This is a genomic window from Vibrio sp. Vb1018 (assembly GCF_033338775.1).
In the GTDB taxonomy this organism is placed as follows: Bacteria; Pseudomonadota; Gammaproteobacteria; order Enterobacterales; family Vibrionaceae; genus Vibrio; species Vibrio alginolyticus.
The window spans coordinates 57,189-79,985 of record NZ_JAWOTI010000005.1 but is presented as its reverse complement, the minus strand read 5'-3'; the positions used below and the strand labels follow the sequence as shown (position 1 = coordinate 79,985).

Below are 22,797 nucleotides of genomic sequence, written 5' to 3'. Positions count from 1 at the left end.
AACACCATATTTGTATTGCCGTCGATATTGTAGGATCTTTAGCAGAAGATCAAGCAAAGTGTAAGGATAAAAAACCACACATGTAAACTATAATTTACACCTTGCTGATATTTAACAATAACTGTGTGCATTCTTCCCTGTTCATGAACTTGGGAACAGGGTAATTCCAGTGCGCCTCTTTCAGAATTAAATCAACAAGCGCATCAGCATCTTCACGTTGAATGAGCGCACTGGTTTGCTCAATATCAATAGTTGAAAACAAGGACTCCAGATTCGCCAAAAAATGCTGAGCACTTGCGTTACCTAACTGCCCCTCGGCCGTCAACTCATCGAGCTTTCTTAGTTGAGGCTCAATCTCTGATAATGAAAAGCGCAGCACAGGCAACAAGGCTAATCCGTTTGCCATACCATGAGGTATTCCATATCTCGCACCGAATGTGTGAGCAAAGGCATGAACATAACCCAAACTCGCTTTGGTAAATGCTAAACCCGCGTAATAGGATGCCATAGCCATTTTATGACGAGCTTCGACATCATCCCCTTGCATCACAGCCCTAGGAAGATATTTAAAAATGAGTTTAATAGCGGCAACCGAATAAGCCATCGTTTCTTGAGTAGCGTTTTTCGATACATAGGCCTCAATAGCGTGGGTTAATGCATCAACGCCAGTATCAGCCGTGATCTTAGGAGGTAAACCAATCATTAAATTCGCATCTAAAGCTGCCATTAGTGGCACCAACTTTGGATCCATTAAAGGGGTTTTAATGTGTGAGGAGGGATCTGACACGACCGCAGCGATAGTAACTTCACTTCCGGTTCCAGCCGTTGTTGGAATAGCAAAAAGCGGTGCTGGCATTCGCCATACCTTCAATAGTCCAGCTAATTTTTTTATTGGCCGTTTATTGGTAACTTTCGCAGCAATAACTTTTGCACAATCCATTGCAGAGCCGCCACCCAAAGCTAATATGCCCTCACAATGAAAACGATGATAAGCCTCTAGACCGCTCTCAATCTGATCATAGGTAGGATCGGGCTTAACTTGCGAGAAAACATCTAACTGTAAATCGAGTTGTGCTGCTGCCTCAAGCACCTTATCTACAATACCGGCTTGGACTAACCCTTCGTCGGTTACTAACAAAACGCGTTTAAATCCCAGCTCGGCCATCGATTCTAATAGCTCATTCATCGAACCAGGGCCGGAAAACAAGGTTGGTCTCGGCATAGGAAGGATAAGGGCTGCTATTTTTAACCCTGCGGTGTAAGTCCGATATAAACGATGCTTCAACATACGAAATCCTTTTCATTTAGAGCTATCATTCTAGCTACTTTTACCACCTATGCTTACTTTGCAATCACACATTTTCAATAAACTTATCTCACCAAAAAGGCTAACATCGCTGGGAAGCCGTACCATTTTATTATCTTTCCTCAACAACATGAGCTACAGAGAAAATATTTTCAACGACGCTCTATTGTCATGTTGTTAACAAGCTGCTTTACCTAATACTCTGTTAGTTACAGAGCAAGCCTCGAAGAAGTCTTCTTATTTTTTGCCTTCAAGAACAACAATATAAATTCTGTTAATCACACATCAATACCGTGTGTCTCTGGTTGAGCCCGAACACGATTTACAAAAATAAAAATAAGAATGCGTTACATCATGATTTATTGTCGTTTTCAAATAAGTCAACAAGAGCAACAATAATCTTTCAAAACTTATACTTAGTTCAAATATCTGACTCTTAACCATGAGCTTCAGGTGATATTATTATGCAACTAGGATTATTATCCCGCCCATAATCAAAACTATGTCTAAACGCCCACCTTTTTGGGGTCTATTCGCTGTCGTACCCAATCTTTCCTATCACCTTCTGATTTGGGTTTAGCGTGGGCTAATTAGCAATGTCGGTATAAACCATGAATCATTCTTGCCATTCCCATACGGACATGGGCTTTGAAGTCGATCTGAAACAAGCACTTATCTGGGTTGCTCGAGCACTCGACTATGTCGGTGTTGATGATACGCACCATAGCCATCGTGTCGCTTACATCGCTTACCAATGTGCTCGGGTCATGAACTGGGAACCAGAAAAAGCGGAGTTTTGCTACTTCGCAGGGATGATCCACGATTGTGGGGTCTCCGAAACACAAGAACATAAAATGTTACTTGAGGAGTTGGTGCCACAAGATGTAAAAACACATTGCTTAAGAGGATACCGAAGCCTCAAGCAGTGTCGTTTGTTGCGTCAGTTTGCTACACCTGTTCTTTACCACCATACACATTGGAGTGAACTAAAATATCTTGATTTACCGCCTTTTGAAAAAGAGGTCGCTGCCCTACTCTATTTAGCCGACCGTCTCGATTTTATGCGTTCCAAATACGTCATGAACTGCCACTGTGACATTGTCACACTTCATGAAGAACTAATTGCAGAGTGCATCATGGCAAACGCTGGAACTTTGTTTAATCCAGACATGGCTAAGGCAATGGTTAAGCTCGTTATGACCGACGCATTTTGGTTCGCGATGGAGTCTGAAAATATAGAAACCATCGGATTAAACTTTAAAAGCATTGATTGGCTTCAAAAACAGCTCACCATCCAAGATATGAATAGTTTGGGCATGTTTATCGCTCGAATTGTTGACGCAAAAAGCCCATTTACTTATCAACATTCGCAAAAAGTGGCGGAGTTATCTCGGTATCTAGCCATCAAGCTTGGGTTCTGTGAGCACGACCAAGAGATGTTATTTATTGCTGGGTTGGTGCATGATATCGGAAAGTTAAAAACACCAGATGAGATTCTTCATAAAGAAGGCTCTCTTAATAAACAAGAGTATACGCGTATCAAACGCCATACAATTGATACTCAGCTCGCATTGCATAAGGTCTTCCCTAACGCGAAAATAGCGGAGTGGGCTTCCAATCATCATGAACGTTTAGACGGGTCGGGCTATCCCTATCACAAAACAGGCGCCGAGCTCGATGTTCCATCGCGTATCATTGCTGTCGCGGATGTCTTCCAAGCTCTGTCTCAGGACCGTCCCTACCGAGGACGAATGGCTCAAGCACAAATCGCCGCGATTATGGGCGAGCAAGTCGCTAATCAAGAACTTTGTTCTGACGTCTATGCAGTGCTAGAGCGAAACATGACCGAGTGTTACGAGCTATCAACTAATGTTTAATCGATAAAGGGCGTATCTACGCCCTATGCTGATTTTGTGCAGGTTGCAAACCAATCATTTTGCAATATCAAGTACATTGTCTCGCACACCATTGATTCTGAACCAACCTGCAATACTGAAACGCTCTGCGTTGGTCGGTAAAACCTCATGCGGGAATTGCTCAGATAAGAATAAAAGTAAGCGTCCTGATTGAGGAGGGATGGTTGCTATCTTATTATCATTTAGATCGTAAACCACCAATTCACCAGCATCCTTTTCCGTCCAAGATTCGTTCATGTAAAAAACGGTTGTCAATCGACGGTTTTCATTGCCCTTAAAACAATCTAGATGCTTTTGGTAGAAATCCCCTTCCTCGTACTTGGCAAAGTGAGCTTCATACTCAAAAAGTCCCAGAAACAAGTGACGGTTCACTTCTTGGCGTATTTCTTCCATCTTATCTAAGTAAGAAGTAACCGCGTGCCCCATATTGGGCGACAACCATTGAATTTTGTCACTTCGAATTGACTCAATACGAGTCACATCGTCATTACGACCAATACGCGCTTTTTTCCAGTTACTTGGAATGCAGTCTCGCAATTGATCCACTTCTTGTTCAGAAAGAAAATCATCCCAGATGTAATAGCCATGGGTTGCTAACGCATCGATCATTTTATCCATTATTGTCGTTCACTCATATTAGTTGGGCGGTCTATATAAAAAATCTTCAACCCCACAACAAATGCGATTTTTTGTCGAAACGACAACAAAATAAAAAGAGAGTAAAAATAGGTGATGACGAATATAAAAATGCCGCTCATATGAGCGGCAATATCTTTTATTATTGACGAGCTTCTAATCTGGTTGGATGAACTCGCAACGGACTAAGACGTTTAATAGTCGGGCGTTGTTTGTTTTTTAACTGGATATGACAAAGTTCCAGAATTAAGCCGAATGCCATCGCAAAATACACATAACCTTTGTTGATATGAATTTCGAAGCCTTCTGCCATCAATAAACCACCTAACAAAACGAGGAATAACAAAGCAAGCGTCTTAAAACCAGGGTAACACGACACCAGGTTATTGATTTTTTCGGCTGTCATGACCATCACGATAGCAGACGAAACAATCGCTGCGACCATAAGTGGGACATCACTTGTCAAACCAACGGCGGTTATCACCGAGTCCATCGAGAATACAGCATCCACGGCAACAATCTGCAACAGAACTACCGCTAAACCAGTACGGGCGTGAGTTGAGTGAGCAGACTCGTTGTGATTTAACCAACTCCACAACTCTTTCAGGCTTTTAGCCAAGAGGAATGCACCACCCGCAATCATGATGACGTCTCTTCCGGTAAACGCTTGGTTCGCCAAAGAAAATAGCGGTTGAGTCAATTGCATGATCCAAGAGATTGAAAACACTAAACCAATACGAGCAATAACAGCAAGACCAATACCAAGGTTTCTTGCCAGTTTACGTTGGTGCAGCGGCAGTCTTTCACATAAGACAGAGATAAAAACGACGTTATCAACGCCTAAGACAACTTCAAGCGCAAACAAAGTGGCGAAAATAGCCCAAGCTTCTGGTTGCATAAAAAGTTCTAGCATGAGCATGTCTCCAATAATAAGAAGACATATGGTGAAGGGTTTTGTCGACTAAAGGGGTCGTCCATTAATTATTTATACCTTTGTTACTGAGGGATCATGAGTAAATCACCAAACAATCAACAAAACAATATCTATTTTAATTAACAAGGAACAAGTTTAATTCGTGTACAAATCAATCAACTCCTCCAAATTGATTAAAATTACATAGAAGCTTTAGAATTGAATAAATGAAAGCATTAAAGTCCAACAAAACTAAGATAAATTTCTAGACTTATAAGCACCATCAACCCTTATGCAACCCATTAAATGCATTGAGCTCAAAGAGAAAAAGGCGTGTTTCCGAGATAAACAATAGTAAAAATTTGTTTCATGCTGATATACTGCCAAAAATCATAAGAAACCATGCTATTTATGGACTACATTGCTCTTTCGCGTATAAGCCTTAAACATCTAACTGTTTTACATATGTTGTTAACCACTCACAGCGTCACACTTGCGGCAGAACGCTTGTGTGTAACACCATCGAGCGTCAGTAAAACGCTCGGACAGTTGCGCGAAACGCTAAAGGATGACCTTTTTTATCGTGATGGCACTCGCTTAGTGCCGACAGCATTTGCGCTGCATATAGGCCCATCAATCCATGGCATACTCTCCAGTATGAATGGGTTATTACATCAAGGCTCTTTTAATCCGGCTTACTATCAAGGTAGTTTTTCATTAGCAATGCGTGAAAGTTCGTTTGAGCTCTTTGCGCCAGTTCTACAGCATCTGTCCCAACAACTGAGCAATCACGCGCACTTGAATGTCCATGCGAAAGAGGAAATGAGCTTCGATGCATTAGCAAGAGGTCAAGTGGATTTTTTGTTGCTTCCTCACGATCTCAGCCAACCACCCACACAAAATAAAGACTTGGTCTGGAAAACCATTTTGAAAGACGAAATGGTTTGCTTAATGAGAGCATCGAACCCACTCGCTGAGCAACCCCTATCTGTTGAAAGTTACCTTTGTGCAAGACACATCGGTATTCATGATAAAGATCTGTCACAACCTTATTTTGAGCAAAATCTCACCCAAAGGCATTCAAAGCGAAACTTGGCCATGCGTGTAGCCGACTTTGGTTCAGCTGCGGTGATGTGTCAGCACTCGGATTACTTGTTCACATGCTCCAAGCTTTGGGCAAGAGCGGCAATGCAAGCAAAAGGTTTGGTTGAACAAGCTCTTCCATTCGATTACGGACAGGTAGCCTACAGCCTCGTTTGGAACAAAGCGAGCTTAAACGATCCCGCTTTAAAATGGTTACAGCAACAATTACTCGACGCCTGCGCCATGTTAGATGCCTGTGATGCGTAAGCATAGATAAACAACGGTACTACGTGAGTACTGTCGGCACTGTGATAGGGTTACTCACGTAGCATCGAAGCTCTGATTTTAAGCGTTCGATATCATGATGAGAGCACATATCCCAAGTTAACGCCTCCCCCACTACTCCGTGATGCTGAAAGGCATTTAAACGGATAAGCACCGATTCAGGAAGAGTACTCAAGTAACGCCCAATTGCTACGATTTCTATATCTAAATCACTTTTTTGGGGAATATGCAGTAAGCGGACCTCGTACAATTTTTCGTGCTCAACAAGGTACTGAAGGGTTTTAAATACACGATGATTATCACGCCCAGTTAGCCACTGATGCGTCTCCGTCTGCCACGCTTTCAAATCGATCATTGCGCCATCCAGAAAAGGTAGAATACGCTGCCAACCAGCAACCGCTAAAGAACCGTTACTGTCGATGAAACAAGAGAGGTGCCGTAATTCAGGATCTTGTTTTATCCCTTTAAACAGCTCAATAATGAAAGGAAGTTGTAAGGTAGATTCCCCACCGGATACAGTAACACCACTGATGAAAAAGCGATGTTTGCGTATCAAATCGAGCATTGTTACTACAGAGTAGTCAGTAATTTTTGGATTAGATTGGTTCTGACATATCTCTATACAATGATCGCAGTGGGTGCACTCCTCTTTAAGCCAAACAACGTTGTTGTTTTCGTCGAACTTCAATGCGCCTGCTGAACATTCACTCACACACTCACCACAATGATTACAATGGTTTATCGTGTGAGGATTGTGGCAGTTCAAACACTGATAGTTACAACCCTGTAGAAAGATGACTAGACGATTTCCTGGCCCATCAACACAAGAGAAAGGAAGGATACGAGTGACTTTTGCCAAAAGGCTTCCACTTCGTCTAGACATCTTGTTCTTTCCTAAACCGAACTTATGCCTGCGTGTAAGTCGGTGTTACTTCATGACTCACCACACGTGGCGAGCGTTCTAAAATTTTGGTATTTTTTGCTGCTTCTGCACCTAGAAACGTCGTGTTGGTTCTCGAACCTTCTTTATCATATTTCGCGACATCTGAAAGTTTGATCATGTAGCCTGTCACGCGAATTAAGTCATTTGAAGTGACATTCGCGGTAAACTCACGATAACCAGCATTTAGTGCCCCTTTACATAAATTGAACATCGCTTCTGGGTTAGATTTCACCGTTTCATCAATCGTCAAAATATCGCTGATACCCGCACGATAATACTGATGATGCTTCGCCGTTGCTTGTACATAAGTGACAGGGTCTGGCTCTGCACCATAAGGCAGACGTACACCTGGCGTAACATCATGATCTAAGCTAATGCCGCCTTGTGCATGTAAGAGCGCTTTGCCATCTAAACCATATTTCACCGGGGTTGAGTCCACCAGTTTAGCCAGTGTTGCTGAAACATCATGAGCAAAAGTATTTGCTCGATCATTTTTTCCGTATCGCCCTATTTGCCCTTCTTTTTCAAATAGAAGGATTACCGCTTCGGCCATGCCATAAACGCCATACATTGGCGCGAAATAGGACTCTTTTATCAACCCTTCTTGCGTCAAAAAGCCTTGAAAGAAGTTCGATTTTTCATGCAAGTGCGTGCTTCTTGCGTTTATGAGCTCGACCATTAATCGATGGTAAGAAGGCAACGCACTGTTTAAGAAGTCGTTACAGTCTGATGCTCGTTTTGCAACTTCTTTTAAATTCATTCGCACCAATGTGTTCGAGCCACCTGCTAATGGAAGCGAGTTGTAGCAACTTACAATACCAAAGCGTGAGCCGTTGTAGGCTTTCGCGTGCATTGGGTAATTGGCAATATGCGGTTTACTGCATTCACAAATGTTCTGTGTCGCTTGACGAAGTAAATCATCAGGTGTAACTGTCTCGTCGTACATAAAGGTGAGATTCGGTGCGATCTGCTTGAGCTCCGCATCTACTTTTAAAACAGTGCGACAAATAATGTTGTCTGTCGGTCCGACATTCACATGCATAAACGCATCTGGCAATGTGCGATCCAGCATGATGCAAAAATGTTTTAACTTTTTGTAAATCTGGCTCTCTGTTAGGTCGCCTATGTAAGGCAACAAGACATCATCTAACTGGCCTAAGTAAACCGGAATGTTCGTTACCGAAGGAACATGATGGTAAATGATGGTAAGCATATTCAACGCATCATCGAAATCATCAGCCGGAGACAACTCTAAATAGTCTGAGCCTTGCGATAGAAATTTAGCGTAATCAGGCAACACATAGCGAGGTTTAAACGGTGCATGACCTTCAAACATATCGCAGATGATGCCTTCATCCATTGCTTGTCTCAGTGATGGAGATACGGTCATGTAAGGAATGCACGCTTCCGCCTCTAAAGCTAAAAAACTCGACTTCTGTTTTGGAGAAAGACGGACGTCGGTCGCGATATCTAGAAAACGTTGTTGTAGTTTAGAAAGGCTTGTCATCTAAGATATTCCTACAAAGTAACCACAAGCCCACAAGACAAAATACGAGCTCTACCCCTAAAGAGTAACGTGATTTTACTCCTGCTTGGCTGTTGCCACTAATGAAAATAAACAAAACGTCTATTTCCATTCTGGAAATAAGACAAAGCTAAATTAGCGCATTCCAACTTACTATATGGGAAAACCTAACTGCGTACCGAAATCTGTCTTACTTATCGGTTTGCCGTCGACAACATCACGCCTGCACCAATAAATACTCCACCAGTCAAACGATTGAACAACTTCGCCCTTCCAGAGACAAACAACCAATCGGAGGCTTTTACCCCTAACAATGCATAAAATGTTAGCCAGCTAAGCTCAAAAACCACAAATGTAGACGCGAAAATCGCGTATTGAGCCAGTAGCGGTGCGGAAGGTTCAATGAATTGAGGAAACAAAGCGGTGAAAAAGACTATCGCTTTGGGGTTACTAGCGCCAACAATGAAACCACTAGTGAACGCGCTGAACGCTGTCGCGGAACTTTGAGTCGTTGCCGTTTTATTAAAATCTCTCTGAGATGAGCGCAACGCTTGAATACCTAACCAGATTAAATAAGCGGCACCACACCATTTGATAATATTAAAAACTAACTCAGATGAAGCAATGACAACTCCCAGCCCGGTAAATGAGAGCGTAAGGATGCTCGTAATCGCAGACAAACTGCCAAGTGCAGTCATGAAAGCAATACGAAACCCACTACTCACTCCTTTACTTAAACACAACAGTGAGCTTGGTCCTGGTGAAGCTGTGAGCACGAGAATGGCAAGAGTGTAAAAAATCCATGTATCTATTTGCATTGGCATCCCTTCCAGCAAAATGAGGTTTATAGCCCATTGTGTATAGAACTATTTTATCGCCCGGTTTCTATCCATGAAGCCGAGGTCTTAATAACCATCTTGCATCTAAATAACTTAGAAAAAATTAATAGATAGTTATGCAAATAAAATACGATCTACATGCAAGGATGTAAAGCCTGTTGTATAAGCTTATCTATTTCTCTTAATCATAAAAAGGCTTAGGATCGATCTCTAACGATGAAGGCGCGATCGCTCTTTCAATTTTGTACGCACTCGTTTTTAAATCCACCATCGTGACATCAATGTATCGTTTATACTTGCGGGAGTAGAAACATTTCACTTCTGGCTTTAATGCTTGAGATTCATTTGAAGACCAAACAATACCAACACGCCCATCGTTCAACTCGACAATGGAGCCTACGGGGTACATCCCAATGCAATTAATGAATTTGTAAACTAAGTCTGCGTCTAAATGAAATGGCGTTAGACTCAACAAGATTTTAAACGCTTCCGCAGAACTCATGCCTTTTTTGTAACAGCGATCAGCCGTTAGCGCATCGTAGATATCTACAATACAGCTCATACGGCCGTGAATTGGAATCTCATCCCCCTTCAAGCCTCTAGGATAACCATTGCCATCTAACTTCTCGTGGTGCATCAAACAAACATCACGGCTTACTTCACTAAGCCCTTTTACGTGAAGGATAATCTCACCTGCGAACACTTGATGTAGCTTCATATGTTCAAATTCTTCAGGCGTTAGCTTCGCTGGCTTGTGCAAGATCTTATCATCGACTTTAATTTTACCTACATCATGAATAATGCCACCTACAGCAAGCTGTTTTAGCGTTGGTTTATCCAAGCCCAAGTACTTACCGAATGACACTAAAAGACAAGCGACATTGACGGAGTGTTCCAATAAATAAGAGTCTTTTTTTCGGAGTGCAGAGACACACTGCAACGCATCTGAGTCAATAAAAACACTTTCAATGACATCGTCAGCCCAAGCTTCTACTTCATCAACTTCTATGATTTTTCCTTCAAAAGTTTGATTCAATAGTTTTTGCGCCAAATCTTTTGCTTCGGCGATCAGCCTTTTGGCTCGCTTGTGTTGGATGTCTCTCGAACGATAAGCTCGTTGATCCCTCTTAAAATCGGAGTGTTTCTGCTCTCGCGTCTCTTTAGTGGCATCAGTTGATTCATCTACAGGCTTGAAGACACACTGCTGCGAAGATAATGTTTGATCTACCCAAACATACTTTACGCCACTTGTAGCAAGCTTCTTAATGCCTTCAGGGCTAGATATCCGCCCTGCATTGGCTAAATTGACGCGCTTGTTGTGCTCTATCGCGGTAACAAACATACCAACGCCGATATCAGCGAGCGCAATTTTGATTGAATTTTTCGGATCGTACTGCATATAAAGAAGGCTTACTCGATATTAACGTCCGCATTATAAGAGATTTGATTACTTGGCGTGATAATAAATTTGAATTGATTACAATTAATGAGCATCCTGTCAATTAATAATCGGTCGCGCTCATTAAGTCCTTTTTGTTATTATGGTTTTATCCAAGATAACATATATACAAATGACGTTAGAAAACAGCACATTGATACCGACACAACTGAAAATAACTTTAGGATAATTATTCATAAATATTTATAGATTGCGGACGGCATCAATAACTGTATTTTATAAATGATTTTTACTGTTGACTATTTTTTATAAATGTCGATGATTAGCCGCCTAATCTTAGTATGTTATTAACCTAGTAGCGCATAAAATGATAGCCAAACAATTTGAACTGACACTTTTGTGATTGTAATGTACGCCAGCAGATCAACTCTATGTTATCAACCCCAACACTCATCTCTGATGCTAAAAGGCTCGAGGAGGAAATATCTTGACCACCATATTTGACCAACAAGTCTCAGATAGTGACCGAGAGTTCCTAAAAATCGTCGAAGAACGATTCATTCATATCTTCGATGTATTTAACGAAGGCCTCTTTTACATGGATGAGTTTGGCACCATGGTATTTTATAACAAGGGCTTTTATGAGCAGCTTGGTATCAACGCTGGTCGAATCAGCTTAGAGCAATGGTTAGACCTTGTTCACCCTCTCGATCGAGAAAGACTCTCCACTCGGGTCGATGCTCACATCATTACCAACAACACGAGAGTCACAACGACCTACCGCGTGCGTAAACCCAATGGACAGTACGTCTGGATTGAAGGCGTAGCCATGACCAAAGAAACAGAACATGGTCATTATATGGTTGGTAGCCACCGTGATATTTCTGAACGCAAGCTGATGGAAAGCTACATTCATCAAGTCGCATTTCATGACAATGCGTCAGGTATGGCTAATCGCGCCCATCTCTTGCTGGATATTGAAGATAGTGTGCGAGCCACCGATTCTTGTGCATCTATCTGTTACATTCAGATAGAAGAGATTAAATCTTACTTAAATCAATATGGCAGCGAGTTGGTCGATGGGTTAGTGGAAAAATTGCTACAAACTCTCAGTCACCTACCTTCTCCAAATAGTTCTGTATATCGCGTACATGATGATGACTTTGCGATTTTGATTCACGATGAATGCTCGGTAGAAACGCTGCAAAGTTATGCCGAAAGTTTAAAGGAAACCTACCACGAGGCAGTGATTGAAGAGGGCCAATACTTAGGAAGTAACATTAGTATTGGTTTGTATCCTTGCATAGATCCAAGTCACTCAGCAGAGGAAATATTACGTAAAGCAGCACGAACTTGTCAGTACGCAAGCGAGCAGAATAAAGACCGTGTTGCGGTTTACAGTGAGAAAACTCAGCATGCCGTAGACCGTTATTTCTTTATTGAACAAGGTCTAAAAAGTGCACTAGAAAAACAGACATTAAGCGTTAAGTTTCAGCCAATTATTGACGCCAAAAGCTCAAAAGTAGTGAGCTTCGAATCTCTGGTTCGCTGGCGTAGCAAAGAGTTTGGCGAAATTTACCCAGACGAATTCATCCCCGTCGCAGAGAACAAAGGTTTGATTGTCGAGCTCGGATATCAAGTCTTTGCCAAAGCGTGTGAATTTATCAAAAACTACCGTGAGCGTTACCAAAACCAAGTTCGCGTCAACGTGAATGTTTCTGTACTTCAGTTAATGAACAGTGAATTCCCTGCGCGAATTAAAGCCATGGCGGATGAGGTTGGTGTCGATCCTGAGTCTATTGTGTTGGAACTAACAGAAACGTTTATTTTGGATAATAATCAGACAGCCATTGCCCCTCTGAATACCCTCAGGGAACTAGGATTTGCACTCTCTCTGGATGACTTTGGATCTGGTTACAGTTCATTAAATAGCTTCTTCGACCTCCCGATGACACAAATCAAAATTGATAGGTCGATGGCGTGGAAAACACTAACCAACCGCTCTTCACAAGAATATCTGAAGTTTCTTATCACTATGTGCCAGGAAAATAATATTGAAGTAGTGATTGAGGGAATTGAAGACGCCAAAATGTGTGAATTTTTTACCGAAATGGGCGTCGATTATCTGCAAGGTTATTGGTTCTCTAAGCCACTTTCTGTTGCCAGTGCAAGCCGCTATTCGTTGAGTTAAGCATACTAGAGCAATATTCCGCACGGCCACGTTAAACATGCTGAACTATTCACTATAGATTTCAGACACTAACTGGCCGTGACGAAAACAAGCTTAATGTCCCCCGATTAACGTAGACGTTCAAACACCACACTCTGATCTAAATGTTCGTGATACTGAGTGTAATCTAAGCCCACATCAAAGATATATTGGGTCACCAGGTTTCTAACGCACTCTATTAATTGGCTTGCTTGCCATGGTTTTTCAAAGTAGCGGTCAATGCCTGCGGAGTTGATCGCATTAATCGTATCGGTGTGCGTCGCTTGCCCGGTAAGAAGCACTTTCCTCGTAAAGCCAAAACGACCGTCTTTTGATACATCGGTCAGCAGCTCTACTCCCGTTTTACCTGGCATCACATGATCGGAAATAATCAATGCGATCATCTCGCCTTCTGCATCAAATTCATCCATCAGTTCTAGAGCCTCACCTGCTGATTCGCAGTCTTCGATATTCAACCACTGATTTAACGGCTCTAAATCTTGTAGAACCGCGCTTAGTACCTCTCGTTGGTCATCAACGCAAATTACATTAAGCTTCTCCATGTTCACCCTCTACTGGTAACTTGATTCTAAAAATCGTTTTTTCACTGTCGCTCTTTACCACAATAGAGCCGTTATATCCGGCGATAATGCGCTTCACAATCGACAGACCTAACCCTAAACCAAACGACAATCCCCCCTTTTTAGTGGTGAAGTTTGGCCGGAAAATTTTTCTACGTGTCGCTTCATCAATTTCTGGTCCGTTGTTAGCAATCGTGACCAAAATTTTACCCTTACTCTCCCGAGTATGTATTTCGATACCGGGTTTCTCCGTTTCACCAAGTGCATCGCACGCATTCTTTAAGATATTTACCCAAACTTGGACGAGTTCGGTTTGAGAACCAATAAAAGCAGGTAAATCCGCAGGGCTAAAACGAACACTCACTCGTCTTAAGTCACTTTGCAATAGAGCCAAGGCGCGATTGATTGAATCATTGATGTTAATCGCTTCATCCAAGTCGATATCCGTGCGCCCCAATTGTTTTACGGATCGCACAATGCCAACGGTATGTTTAGAAGCGATGCGTAAGTCATGCAGATCTCGCCCCATTTGCCAGAAACGTATCGCTTCTTCTGGTCTTTTTAGCCAATGTTCTGAAAGGAAGTTATTTGGAACGGCACGTGCAAGATCACGAGCAACCTCCTTGGTTAAACCGTAGTATTTTTCGAAGTGGCGCCCCCGCTTTCTCGCTTCGCTAGAAGAGACTTTCTGCCCTTGCATTAAACCAAAATCAAAAAATTGACTCGCTTCCGGATGAACTTCTTCAAGCAGTTCCATGATAACTGTCTCTAGCCGTTCTGATTTACTGCTTACAACGCCTATCGCATTGTTCAACTCATGAGCAATACCCGCTGCAAGCTGCCCCAACGTTGTCATTTGCTCTGCGGTATGAAGCTTTTGTAGTGCTTTTTCTTTAGCCAATGCCTCTTGCATTGCGCGCCGTTGACGACGAGATAATTCGTTAACCATCACAGGCATAAATTGTGTCGTCAATGGTCCGTATGTCGCTTCTTCCACGGCGGGCGTATCGCGCTGTATCCAAGCCAATTCAACATCGGTTTGAGCAATCACTGTCGAAGAGGCAGTCCACGTACCAGAAAAGAAACTATGTACGCCAATAAACGCACCTTGAGATGCAGAAAATACCTGAATCGGTTTCTTGTCATCTTCCGCGTAATAGCCCGCCAGTTCTCCCGACAGCACATAGTACAAGCGATCGTTGTAGCCAGCTTGCTCAATAAGCACCGACCCGGATAAAACTGTTAATCGGCGTTCAAGGTGATTAAAATAGCGTTGTACTAACGCGTCTAACTTCGTTTCGTACATGGTGGGTTATCCAATATGCCCAACAGTATGTAAAATCCACACCATCACAAAGCTGAGTAATACGCCAATCACGCCTAGCACGGCACCGATACGAGCCATTTGGCCGCTCTCGACATGCCCTGTTGCATGAGCTAACGCGTTTGGTGGCGTACTGATTGGTAACGACATACCGAGTGAAGCGGCAAATGTCACGACCAAGATCAGAGTAACTTCACCGCCGAGAGGCGTTAGCGAAGCCATAGAAGTACCCAGCGCAGCCATAATCGGCATCAGCAAGTTTGCGGTGGCTGTATGCGACATAAAGTTTGCCATTAACAAGCACAAGAAAGCCGCACCAAACAAGACAACATATGGCGAGAACTGATCAAACGGAATGCTGTGTACCACCAGCTTCGCAAGCCCGGTTTTATCTAGAGCAAGACCCAGAGCAATACCGCCTGACACCAACCAAAGCACATCCCAAGAGATTTTCTTCAAGTCTTCTTTGTTGATGATGCCCGTCAATGAGAACACTGCGACCGGAATTAATGCTACTGTGTAAGAATTCATTCCATGTGCAGAACCCATCAACCAAAGAATAATCGTGCCGGCAAAGGTGACGTAAACCATTATTGCTTTGGGTGTTTTCAAAAACTTGCTTTTAATGTTCAGATCGATGGTGGTTTGTTCGGCTTTATACAAAAAGCCAATCAGAAACCAGGCTAACGCCATCATCACGATAACGAATGGCACACCAAATACCATCCATTCACCAAACGTAATTAAGTTGTCACCAACCAAATATTTTAGGGCGATGGCATTCGGTGGCGTGCCGATTGGAGTACCAATGCCACCAATGTTGGCCGCAACAGGAATACACAAAGCGAATGCAATTCGACCTGGGTCTTTAGGCCCGAAAACCGCTATCACAGGGGTTAAAATGGACAACATCATCGCTGTTGTTGCGGTGTTTGACATAAACATGGAAAAAACAGCGGTGATCAGCATCAACCCCAGCATAACGAACTTTGGTTTTTGTCCAAATGGTTTGAGTAACACTCGGGCTAAGTTGACATCTAACCTGTACTTTGTCGCCGCCATAGCCAAAAAGAAACCGCCGAGGAAGAGCATGATAATCGGACTAGCGAAGGTCGCCATTATCTCGTTGTATTGTAATAGCTCACCAAAATGTGGCTGCCCTTCTTGCAAACGAAAGAGCACAATACCTTTATTTGATACAAGCAATAGCTCTAGGACAATGATCACAACCGACGTGGCGTAGATTGGAATTGGCTCGAATACCCAGCAAAGTGCGGCAAGCAAGAAGATTGCAATCACTCTTTGCTGGATGATAGTAATGCCATCAAATGGGAACGCAGAGAGAGGCATTAACCAAACAAGCAATGGTATCAATGTTGGAACAACGTATTTGAGATAAGGGCGCATAGTACTACTTCTCTTCCTGAGATGGTTAGCCAGACACATTTGGCGTTTGGAACGCTATTACCCGCCGCAAAACCAAAACTTTCAGACTGTTTTTAAGCCTTCAGAGACGAAATGCGGTAATGGCGTTCCAGAGAAGATTATGTACACTGTTTTCAAACAAAACGTTGGTGCGAGATCAATGAACTCGCTTTCACATTGGAAAACATTTTATATCTGTGTTCAAGCTCACTAAATGCTCACTATTTAAGTTAAATATACTTTTCCATCATAAAGTTAGTTAAGGTTTCTCCCCTAACCTCAACACGTTGTCGAGACTTAACTGTGAAACCCATTTTCTCGTAAAAAGGTCGGGCGGTAATACTCACTTCAGAATACAGTCGTTTTATCCCCTGTACTTTCGCCTGTGAAAAAAGAAAAGACATCAAATCACGACCAACACCTTGTCCTTGGTATTCATGATGGCAAAAGAAATGATCAATCAAGCCGTCACCTTGCAAATCACAATAGCCAACGACCTGCCCTTCTATCTCCGCGACGTATGGTTGAGTATCGTCCATTTTGCGTTGCCACACATCGAGGTCAAAATCTGATGGTGCCCAAGCGGAAACTTGTGATTCCGTGTAATCGCGACGATTAATGATTCGCACAGTATGGTAAAAGAGTGCCCACAGTGTTGGGGCATCCTCGGTGCGATAGCAGCGTATTGAGAGCATCAATTTCCTCATTCCTATTCAATAAATACTAAGCATTAACGCAAAGTGATACTAGTGAACTCATTATTTTCAATGCCAATCACTAAAGGCTTCCCAATCTGATCACTGTTCATCAATACGGTTGTATTCAGCTCTCGGCTTGATCTGCGTATATTGCTTTTTCTTATGATATGAATATTCACAATATAATCGGAATACTCCTTTGTGATTCCGCCGGAAAATTCTACGTGCTCACTTTCATTGTCTCGGACAACATGAAATTTTCGATTGGCTTGAATATCAGTACTGATGGAGGAGTCACCATAGTTCAGCACAACGGACGTTGGTTCGCTATCTTGATTGGCAAAACAGCTAAATGCGAACATGCTTAATGCGAGTATACTTTTTGATTTAAACATTAATTATTCTATTTCTAGTTATTTTTCTGCTATTTGCATGACCAAACAGCACTTGTTCTGTGAGCGCCTATTGTGCCATAGCTGAACGCTGACTCTAAACGCGCAAAAAGATGAGCGATGAAAATTCCGTCCAAAACAAGCAAATGTGAGACAATGTGAGGGTCCCAAACTCACTCAACCAGTCAAAGGCCACTGTAAACCTCTGTTTTTTTATGCTTTTAATTCATGAGACCGTGTAAGGAATACATACAACCTCTTACTTTTTCATACGCAACTAGACGAATCGTTCGAGAAATACGGCATCGTCTATGCCACATGTTACAAATCGGCTTACCTTATTATTACGTATGAACTGGAATTATGGCACTAACTTCCCTCTCTCTTTTAATAAGGAGAGGATTTCAACAATCAGACTTGCCACGTTTTTATAGCTAAAATCAGTAGAGCGTTACCAACATCGGTTGGTCTAGGAGCAATAAATGAAAGACCTTCTCAACTTTACTCACCTTGTAAAAATTGGGTTCATGTCAATCGCGGTTATGCTGGGTGGATGCACTCAAGGAGATTGGCGTACTGCTAGCAGAGAACCTGCGGGTATCGCACCCGACCCTTCTAATGTTAAGCATGCTGTGATTGAGTTTTACGCCGCAGATGCGTTTGGTTGGCGAGGCTGGTTTGCTGTTCATACATGGTTTGCAATAAAGCCTGAAAATGCGAACGAATATACAGTGTATGAAGTAGTCGGCTGGAGAGTGAATCGCGGACAACCCGCTCTATATCAGTACCAAACTGGGACGCCAGATCGATATTGGTATGGTGCAAAACCAGAAAAGATCCTCTCCATACAAGGTGAAAAGGCCCGCCAGCTTATACCTAAAATACAAAGTGTTATTAACCAATACCCTTGGGCTGAAGAATATACGCTGTTTCCAGGGCCAAATAGCAATACATTTCCGGCTTGGGTGGGTAAACAAATTCCAGAGTTAGAGCTAAACTTGCCGTTTCGCGCAATTGGTAGCGGTTACGCCAGCGATTAACAGCAAAGGTTAGTCACTGGCTCGTTTTATGTTCAGCAAAAAGCGCAATATCTATTGTGCGTCGTCACCCAACTCCGTTCTATTTCTTCCATTATGTTTCGCTTTATACAGTGCATTATCGGCGTCTTTCATTACCGCTTCAATTGGTGTGTCATTGCCTTTCCAGTGAGAAACGCCCAACGAAACCGTGACCTTACCAACCACCTGAAAGTCATGTTGTTCCACGTTGTGTCTAATACGCTCTGCAACATCCATAGCGTGGTTTACGTCTGTTTTTTCCAAAAACATCATAAACTCTTCACCGCCAGAACGACACAGGTGATCATTAGAGCGAGCTTGGTCTTTCATTAACTGCGCAAACTCTCTAAGTAAGTTGTCACCCACGTCATGGCCATAGTTATCGTTTACGCTCTTAAAGTGGTCAATATCCAGCGCCAAAACAGAGAACGCGGTATTTTCCTGCTTAAACAAACCAAGAACTTTATCTAATCCACGTCGATTCAATAATCCAGTCATCGAATCTGTTAATGTATCCAGTTGCAGCTTATCAATGGTTTTTGACACGATACCAAATGCTTTAAGAAAACTAAGCTTCAAATGTGAGACCTCAAAATACCAAGACTTAACCAGTTTGAGATCATCGATAGATGATGAATGTTCTTCGACACCTCGCACAGCACCCGCTAACTGCCAAAGTGGTCTAGAAATAAGAAGGGACAAGAACCAAATTAGCAACAAAGTTAATAAACCAATTGGAATCGACTTAAGGAAAACATTCCACATCTGTTCATCTAGCACAGATAACGTCATCGATTTCGGGCGCTGAGCAACAATTCCCCATCCTGATGACTTTACTGGCGCATAACCAGCAAGCATTTCGACGCCGCGAGAGTTAACAATTTCTTTGTTGCCGCTCTGCCCCATCGTCACCGCTTTGATTGCTTCATTATCGTCGATTACTTCACCAACCCTCGATTGATCTGGGTGATAAATCAGAGTGTTACTCTCATCGACAACGTAAAGGAAAGAACCATCTTTGTATGCGTGCTGGCTGAGTAACTCTGCGAGAATATTTTCTTTTTCTAGATAAATAGTGCCGCCGATATAACCTAAATATTCATTAGATTGAGAAAATATAGGGTATGAGATGGTTAACAAGTAATTTCCAGCGGGCGATATAAATGGTTCAGTAACAACTGGTGCTTGAGCGTTTAAAGATTGGCGTTTTCTTTCACCCACTAACCTTACACCTTTCACCTGAAGTGTTTCAGGTGATACGGAAATAATAACCCCTTTTGCATTAACGACAACCACAGAGTTAAATGATTTGGTTTGCGTTCTTAATCTCTCAGCCTCTTTATCAAGAAGCTGAGCGTCATGCATCTTGTCTTTTAGCACGTTCGCACTGTATTTTAGCTGCGACATTGAGCTTTCTATGAAAGAGTCTGTCATTTCAGACATTTTTTGGGCGTAAACACGGTTTGATTCTAACGTGTTATTGATGATGAGATCCCTTTGAACACGATAAATCGAGTAGAATGCGTTGATCAAAGTGACAAGCACACTGAACACACATAGGGTGACAATAAGATTTCTAAGATTGAGTTTTTCTTTTCTTCTAAAAGACATTGCCAATGGCCAACTTTGAAGGCTTTCTATATGAATGAGCGTATAGGTTATATGAAATTGATTTGATTTTCAGGTAGTAAGTTGGGATCAATGTTAATATTTGCTCACATTAAAGAACACTTTATGAGCTAAAAAGAGAATTCAGTAGCACGATAAAGAAACCGTGCTACTTTCATATTTGGCGTTTAAGAGGGTTTTGTCTCTGTCATCGTTTTTAATATATCCACAACTAGCTGATGATCATCTAACTGCGGTAAACCCGATACCGTCACAACCCCAACCAAACCAGACCCAGAAAGCCGAATTGGGAACGCGCCACCATGAGCGCAGTACTCACGAGCATCGAGATGAGGCTGATTTTCGAAATCACGTTGCTTTTGCTTGTTGTACAGAGAAAGATAGTAAGAGCTGTGGCCATACCTTAATACTGAGTTTCGCTTCCTACGGACCCAATCTAAATGATCAGCACAGGTTCCTGCCATCGCGTATTGAAATAGCGTTTGTCCAAAGCCGTAAACCTCAATAGCAACAGCCGCGCCGCGAGCTTCAGCCTCTTCTTTTAGAGCGAGGCCGATAGACCACGCAATATGGTGATTAAATTCGGCCAACTGAAGTTCATGCTCTTGCAGGGCCACGAGTTCAAGCGTCAAACTCATGGTTTCACCTGAATCGTTTTACCCGTTTTACTGCTTTCCAATGCCATCTCAATCAGAGCGATATTCTGTACTGCTTGAGCGGCAGGAACCGGGTTATCAGTGCCCAAACGAATGGCGTCTGCCACACCAACAAAGTAAGCTTGGTACGCGCCTCTCTCCGTTTTGATAGTTTGCGCACCGTCTTCGTCGTAACGGACGCCGTATAACGCCTCATCTTCTTCCGACCAAGCATCGTTTTCCGGCAAACGGCCTTCTTTTAAGTAGCCCTCTTGAGGATCTAATCCGAACTTTTCATATTTAGCTTCCGTACCCAATACTTTGTAGCGGAGATTCGGCTCTGGGCTATACAAGTTTGAATGCAAGTGCACAATATGCTCAGGGTAATGAAGTATCAAGTTGTAATAATCAATCGTTGTCGCACCCGGGCGCATCATTCGACATTGTGCGTCTATCGCATCTGGCAAGCCAAACAACACCAATGCTTGATCGAGAAGATGAGGAGCAAGGTCGAATAGAATACCACCACCATCTTGGGCTAGCTCTCGCCAGCGTTGACGAACTTCAGGGCGGTAACGGTCAAAGTGTGACTCGAATAGCTTTATATCACCTAACTTACCTTGTTCGATAAGAGATTTAACCGTGAGAAAATCTCCATCCCAACGTCTATTGTGAAAAACGCTCAGCACCAGACCTTTCTCTTCCGCCAAGGCGATAAGTTCATTACCGTCTTCTATACGAGTAACAAACGGTTTCTCGACGATGACGTGTTTCCCATTGTTCAACGCACGCTTTGCAAGTTCGTAATGTACGTCATTTGGCGCAGTAATGATTACGAGCTCTGCATCACTATCATCGAGTAAAGTATTCGCATCAGAAAACCACTTAGCATCTGGCCAATCATTTTGAACCGCCTCCTGTTGACGAGAGCTTATCGCGCTCAGCGTTAAATTTGGTAGCGCTTTAATGAAGGGTAAATGAAACGTTTTTGCTGAATATCCGTAACCAATCACAGCGGTTTTTACGGGATCGTAAGCCATTCTAAGATTCCTTATTTCGGTGACACAACAATACATTCAATATCATTGTGATCGAGGAGTTGTTGAAAATCTGATTGAGGGGGATGATCGGTAATAATGATGTCGATCTTTGACAAATCACATACGTGGTGGAAATTGTCGCTACCAATTTTTCGGGATTCACAAACGACGATGACCTGCTGAGCTTGAGCAATCATCGCTTGTTTCATTGTTGCTTCTAACAAACTATTTGTTGTCAGCCCTCGGGATGTCAATGCACACACGCCAATGAACGCTTTGTTCACGTGATACTGCTGCATTTGCTGCTCTGCTTGCGCCCCTAAAACTGCTCTGGCATAAGGGTCAAAGTGTCCGCCTAAGAAATAAACGTCCATTGTGTCGTTTGTCTCAGCAGCGGTCAGCACATCAATGCTGTTAGTAACGACGTTGAGCTTGTTTTCTCCACAACGCGCTTTTCCTGCATAGAGTGGGAGCAGAGATAAAATGGTGCTGGTATCAATAACAAGATGGTCGCGCTCATCCAACAACGCTGCGGCAGATTGAGCCAGTCGATGTTTAACGTCACTCACGGGTCGACTCGCGTATGCCTCGGTATGGGAAGAGATCGGCGCAAGCATGACACCACCTCGTATTCTTTGTAACCCAGGTTGCTGACTCAACTTAACTAAGTCTCGGCGAGCTGAATCTCGCGAGATACCAAAGTACTCACAAACTTCAGACAACGTTACTTTGTTTTGCTGCTCCAGCTTCGCTCTGAGCGCTACGAGTCTTTCTTCTTGTGTCATAACTTAAATTCACTTAAGTAGTTTTAAGTAAACTTGCCACAATGATAGAAAAATTACCAACAAAACCACTTACAACCAACTCAATTGACCAAAGGTTAACCAAAGATAAATGAGCAGCAAGGCAAACTTCCTAGAGCGGTACGTTCACTCAAGCCCACATAGTTAGGCGTATGAAG

20 protein-coding genes are annotated in these 22,797 nt (G+C 42.7%); 4 read left to right on the top strand and 16 right to left on the bottom strand.

Features of this window, described 5'->3' with window-relative positions; genetic code table 11:
• Positions 1–94 precede the first annotated feature (94 nt).
• Complete coding sequence (locus R7Z10_RS07590; protein WP_213907943.1) at positions 95–1,288, bottom strand: iron-containing alcohol dehydrogenase; 1,194 nt, start codon at positions 1,286–1,288, stop codon at positions 95–97.
• 629 nt (positions 1,289–1,917) lie between these two features.
• On the opposite strand from R7Z10_RS07590, the gene R7Z10_RS07585 reads away from it, so the two are divergent.
• Positions 1,918–3,183 (top strand): HD domain-containing phosphohydrolase, encoded by a 1,266-nt coding sequence (locus R7Z10_RS07585; protein ID WP_005389088.1) that lies wholly within the window; start codon positions 1,918–1,920, stop codon positions 3,181–3,183.
• A gap of 54 nt (positions 3,184–3,237) precedes the next feature.
• Here the strand turns inward: R7Z10_RS07585 and R7Z10_RS07580 are convergent, their stop codons facing one another.
• On the bottom strand, positions 3,238–3,840 hold the full coding sequence (locus R7Z10_RS07580) for a 2OG-Fe(II) oxygenase (RefSeq protein WP_154204619.1): 603 nt from the start codon (positions 3,838–3,840) through the stop codon (positions 3,238–3,240).
• Between the two features lie 160 nt (positions 3,841–4,000).
• On the bottom strand, positions 4,001–4,771 hold the full coding sequence (locus R7Z10_RS07575) for a TerC family protein (RefSeq protein ID WP_005377734.1): 771 nt from the start codon (positions 4,769–4,771) through the stop codon (positions 4,001–4,003).
• A 411-nt stretch (positions 4,772–5,182) separates the two neighbouring features.
• Here R7Z10_RS07575 and R7Z10_RS07570 point away from each other — a divergent pair, with 411 nt between their 5' ends.
• Positions 5,183–6,121 (top strand): LysR family transcriptional regulator, encoded by a 939-nt coding sequence (locus R7Z10_RS07570; RefSeq protein WP_005377737.1) that lies wholly within the window; start codon positions 5,183–5,185, stop codon positions 6,119–6,121.
• Between the two features lie 19 nt (positions 6,122–6,140).
• Here the strand turns inward: R7Z10_RS07570 and R7Z10_RS07565 are convergent, their stop codons facing one another.
• The 4 genes from R7Z10_RS07565 to R7Z10_RS07550 all read right to left on the bottom strand — a co-directional run bounded on the left by R7Z10_RS07565 (position 6,141) and on the right by R7Z10_RS07550 (position 10,845).
• Complete coding sequence (locus R7Z10_RS07565) at positions 6,141–7,022, bottom strand: YjjW family glycine radical enzyme activase (RefSeq protein ID WP_021033867.1); 882 nt, start codon at positions 7,020–7,022, stop codon at positions 6,141–6,143.
• Between the two features lie 22 nt (positions 7,023–7,044).
• Positions 7,045–8,589 carry a YjjI family glycine radical enzyme gene (locus tag R7Z10_RS07560; RefSeq protein WP_318104506.1) on the bottom strand — a complete coding sequence of 515 codons (1,545 nt, stop codon included), beginning with the start codon at positions 8,587–8,589 and terminating at the stop codon, positions 7,045–7,047.
• Between the two features lie 212 nt (positions 8,590–8,801).
• Entirely contained in the window at positions 8,802–9,425 is a 624-nt protein-coding gene (locus R7Z10_RS07555; protein WP_318104504.1) for a LysE family translocator, read from the bottom strand.
• Between the two features lie 202 nt (positions 9,426–9,627).
• On the bottom strand, positions 9,628–10,845 hold the full coding sequence (locus R7Z10_RS07550) for an HD-GYP domain-containing protein (RefSeq protein WP_213869198.1): 1,218 nt from the start codon (positions 10,843–10,845) through the stop codon (positions 9,628–9,630).
• Positions 10,846–11,332: 487 nt separating this feature from the next.
• Between R7Z10_RS07550 and R7Z10_RS07545 the strand changes: the two genes are divergently transcribed.
• On the top strand, positions 11,333–13,036 hold the full coding sequence (locus R7Z10_RS07545; protein ID WP_005377743.1) for a bifunctional diguanylate cyclase/phosphodiesterase: 1,704 nt from the start codon (positions 11,333–11,335) through the stop codon (positions 13,034–13,036).
• 107 nt (positions 13,037–13,143) lie between these two features.
• On the opposite strand, the gene R7Z10_RS07540 is transcribed toward R7Z10_RS07545, so the two are convergent.
• From R7Z10_RS07540 to R7Z10_RS07520, 5 genes are all read right to left on the bottom strand, one after another.
• On the bottom strand, positions 13,144–13,617 hold the full coding sequence (locus R7Z10_RS07540) for a response regulator (protein WP_053303110.1): 474 nt from the start codon (positions 13,615–13,617) through the stop codon (positions 13,144–13,146).
• A complete protein-coding gene (locus R7Z10_RS07535) occupies positions 13,604–14,941 on the bottom strand; it encodes an ATP-binding protein (RefSeq protein ID WP_005389108.1) in 1,338 nt (445 codons plus the stop codon). Before R7Z10_RS07535 ends, R7Z10_RS07540 begins: the two co-directional genes overlap by 14 nt.
• A 6-nt stretch (positions 14,942–14,947) precedes the next feature.
• Positions 14,948–16,366 carry a DASS family sodium-coupled anion symporter gene (locus R7Z10_RS07530; protein WP_054576918.1) on the bottom strand — a complete coding sequence of 473 codons (1,419 nt, stop codon included), beginning with the start codon at positions 16,364–16,366 and terminating at the stop codon, positions 14,948–14,950.
• A 248-nt stretch (positions 16,367–16,614) separates the two neighbouring features.
• A complete protein-coding gene (locus tag R7Z10_RS07525) occupies positions 16,615–17,079 on the bottom strand; it encodes a GNAT family N-acetyltransferase (protein WP_182017048.1) in 465 nt (154 codons plus the stop codon).
• 35 nt (positions 17,080–17,114) lie between these two features.
• A complete protein-coding gene (locus R7Z10_RS07520; protein ID WP_054576919.1) occupies positions 17,115–17,477 on the bottom strand; it encodes a hypothetical protein in 363 nt (120 codons plus the stop codon).
• Between the two features lie 479 nt (positions 17,478–17,956).
• Here R7Z10_RS07520 and R7Z10_RS07515 point away from each other — a divergent pair, with 479 nt between their 5' ends.
• Entirely contained in the window at positions 17,957–18,514 is a 558-nt protein-coding gene (locus R7Z10_RS07515; RefSeq protein ID WP_054574115.1) for a DUF3750 domain-containing protein, read from the top strand.
• Positions 18,515–18,565: 51 nt separating this feature from the next.
• Here the strand turns inward: R7Z10_RS07515 and R7Z10_RS07510 are convergent, their stop codons facing one another.
• From R7Z10_RS07510 to R7Z10_RS07495, 4 genes are all read right to left on the bottom strand, one after another.
• A complete protein-coding gene (locus tag R7Z10_RS07510; protein ID WP_005389121.1) occupies positions 18,566–20,143 on the bottom strand; it encodes a sensor domain-containing diguanylate cyclase in 1,578 nt (525 codons plus the stop codon).
• Positions 20,144–20,328: 185 nt separating this feature from the next.
• Complete coding sequence (locus tag R7Z10_RS07505; protein WP_033905228.1) at positions 20,329–20,799, bottom strand: heme-degrading domain-containing protein; 471 nt, start codon at positions 20,797–20,799, stop codon at positions 20,329–20,331.
• Positions 20,796–21,836 carry an oxidoreductase gene (locus R7Z10_RS07500; RefSeq protein ID WP_005377752.1) on the bottom strand — a complete coding sequence of 347 codons (1,041 nt, stop codon included), beginning with the start codon at positions 21,834–21,836 and terminating at the stop codon, positions 20,796–20,798. The genes R7Z10_RS07505 and R7Z10_RS07500 overlap by 4 nt, the downstream gene beginning before the upstream one ends.
• 11 nt (positions 21,837–21,847) lie before the next feature.
• Positions 21,848–22,621: a DeoR/GlpR family DNA-binding transcription regulator gene (locus tag R7Z10_RS07495; protein ID WP_005377753.1), complete on the bottom strand. Its 774-nt coding sequence runs from the start codon at positions 22,619–22,621 to the stop codon at positions 21,848–21,850.
• Positions 22,622–22,797: the final 176 nt, after the last annotated feature.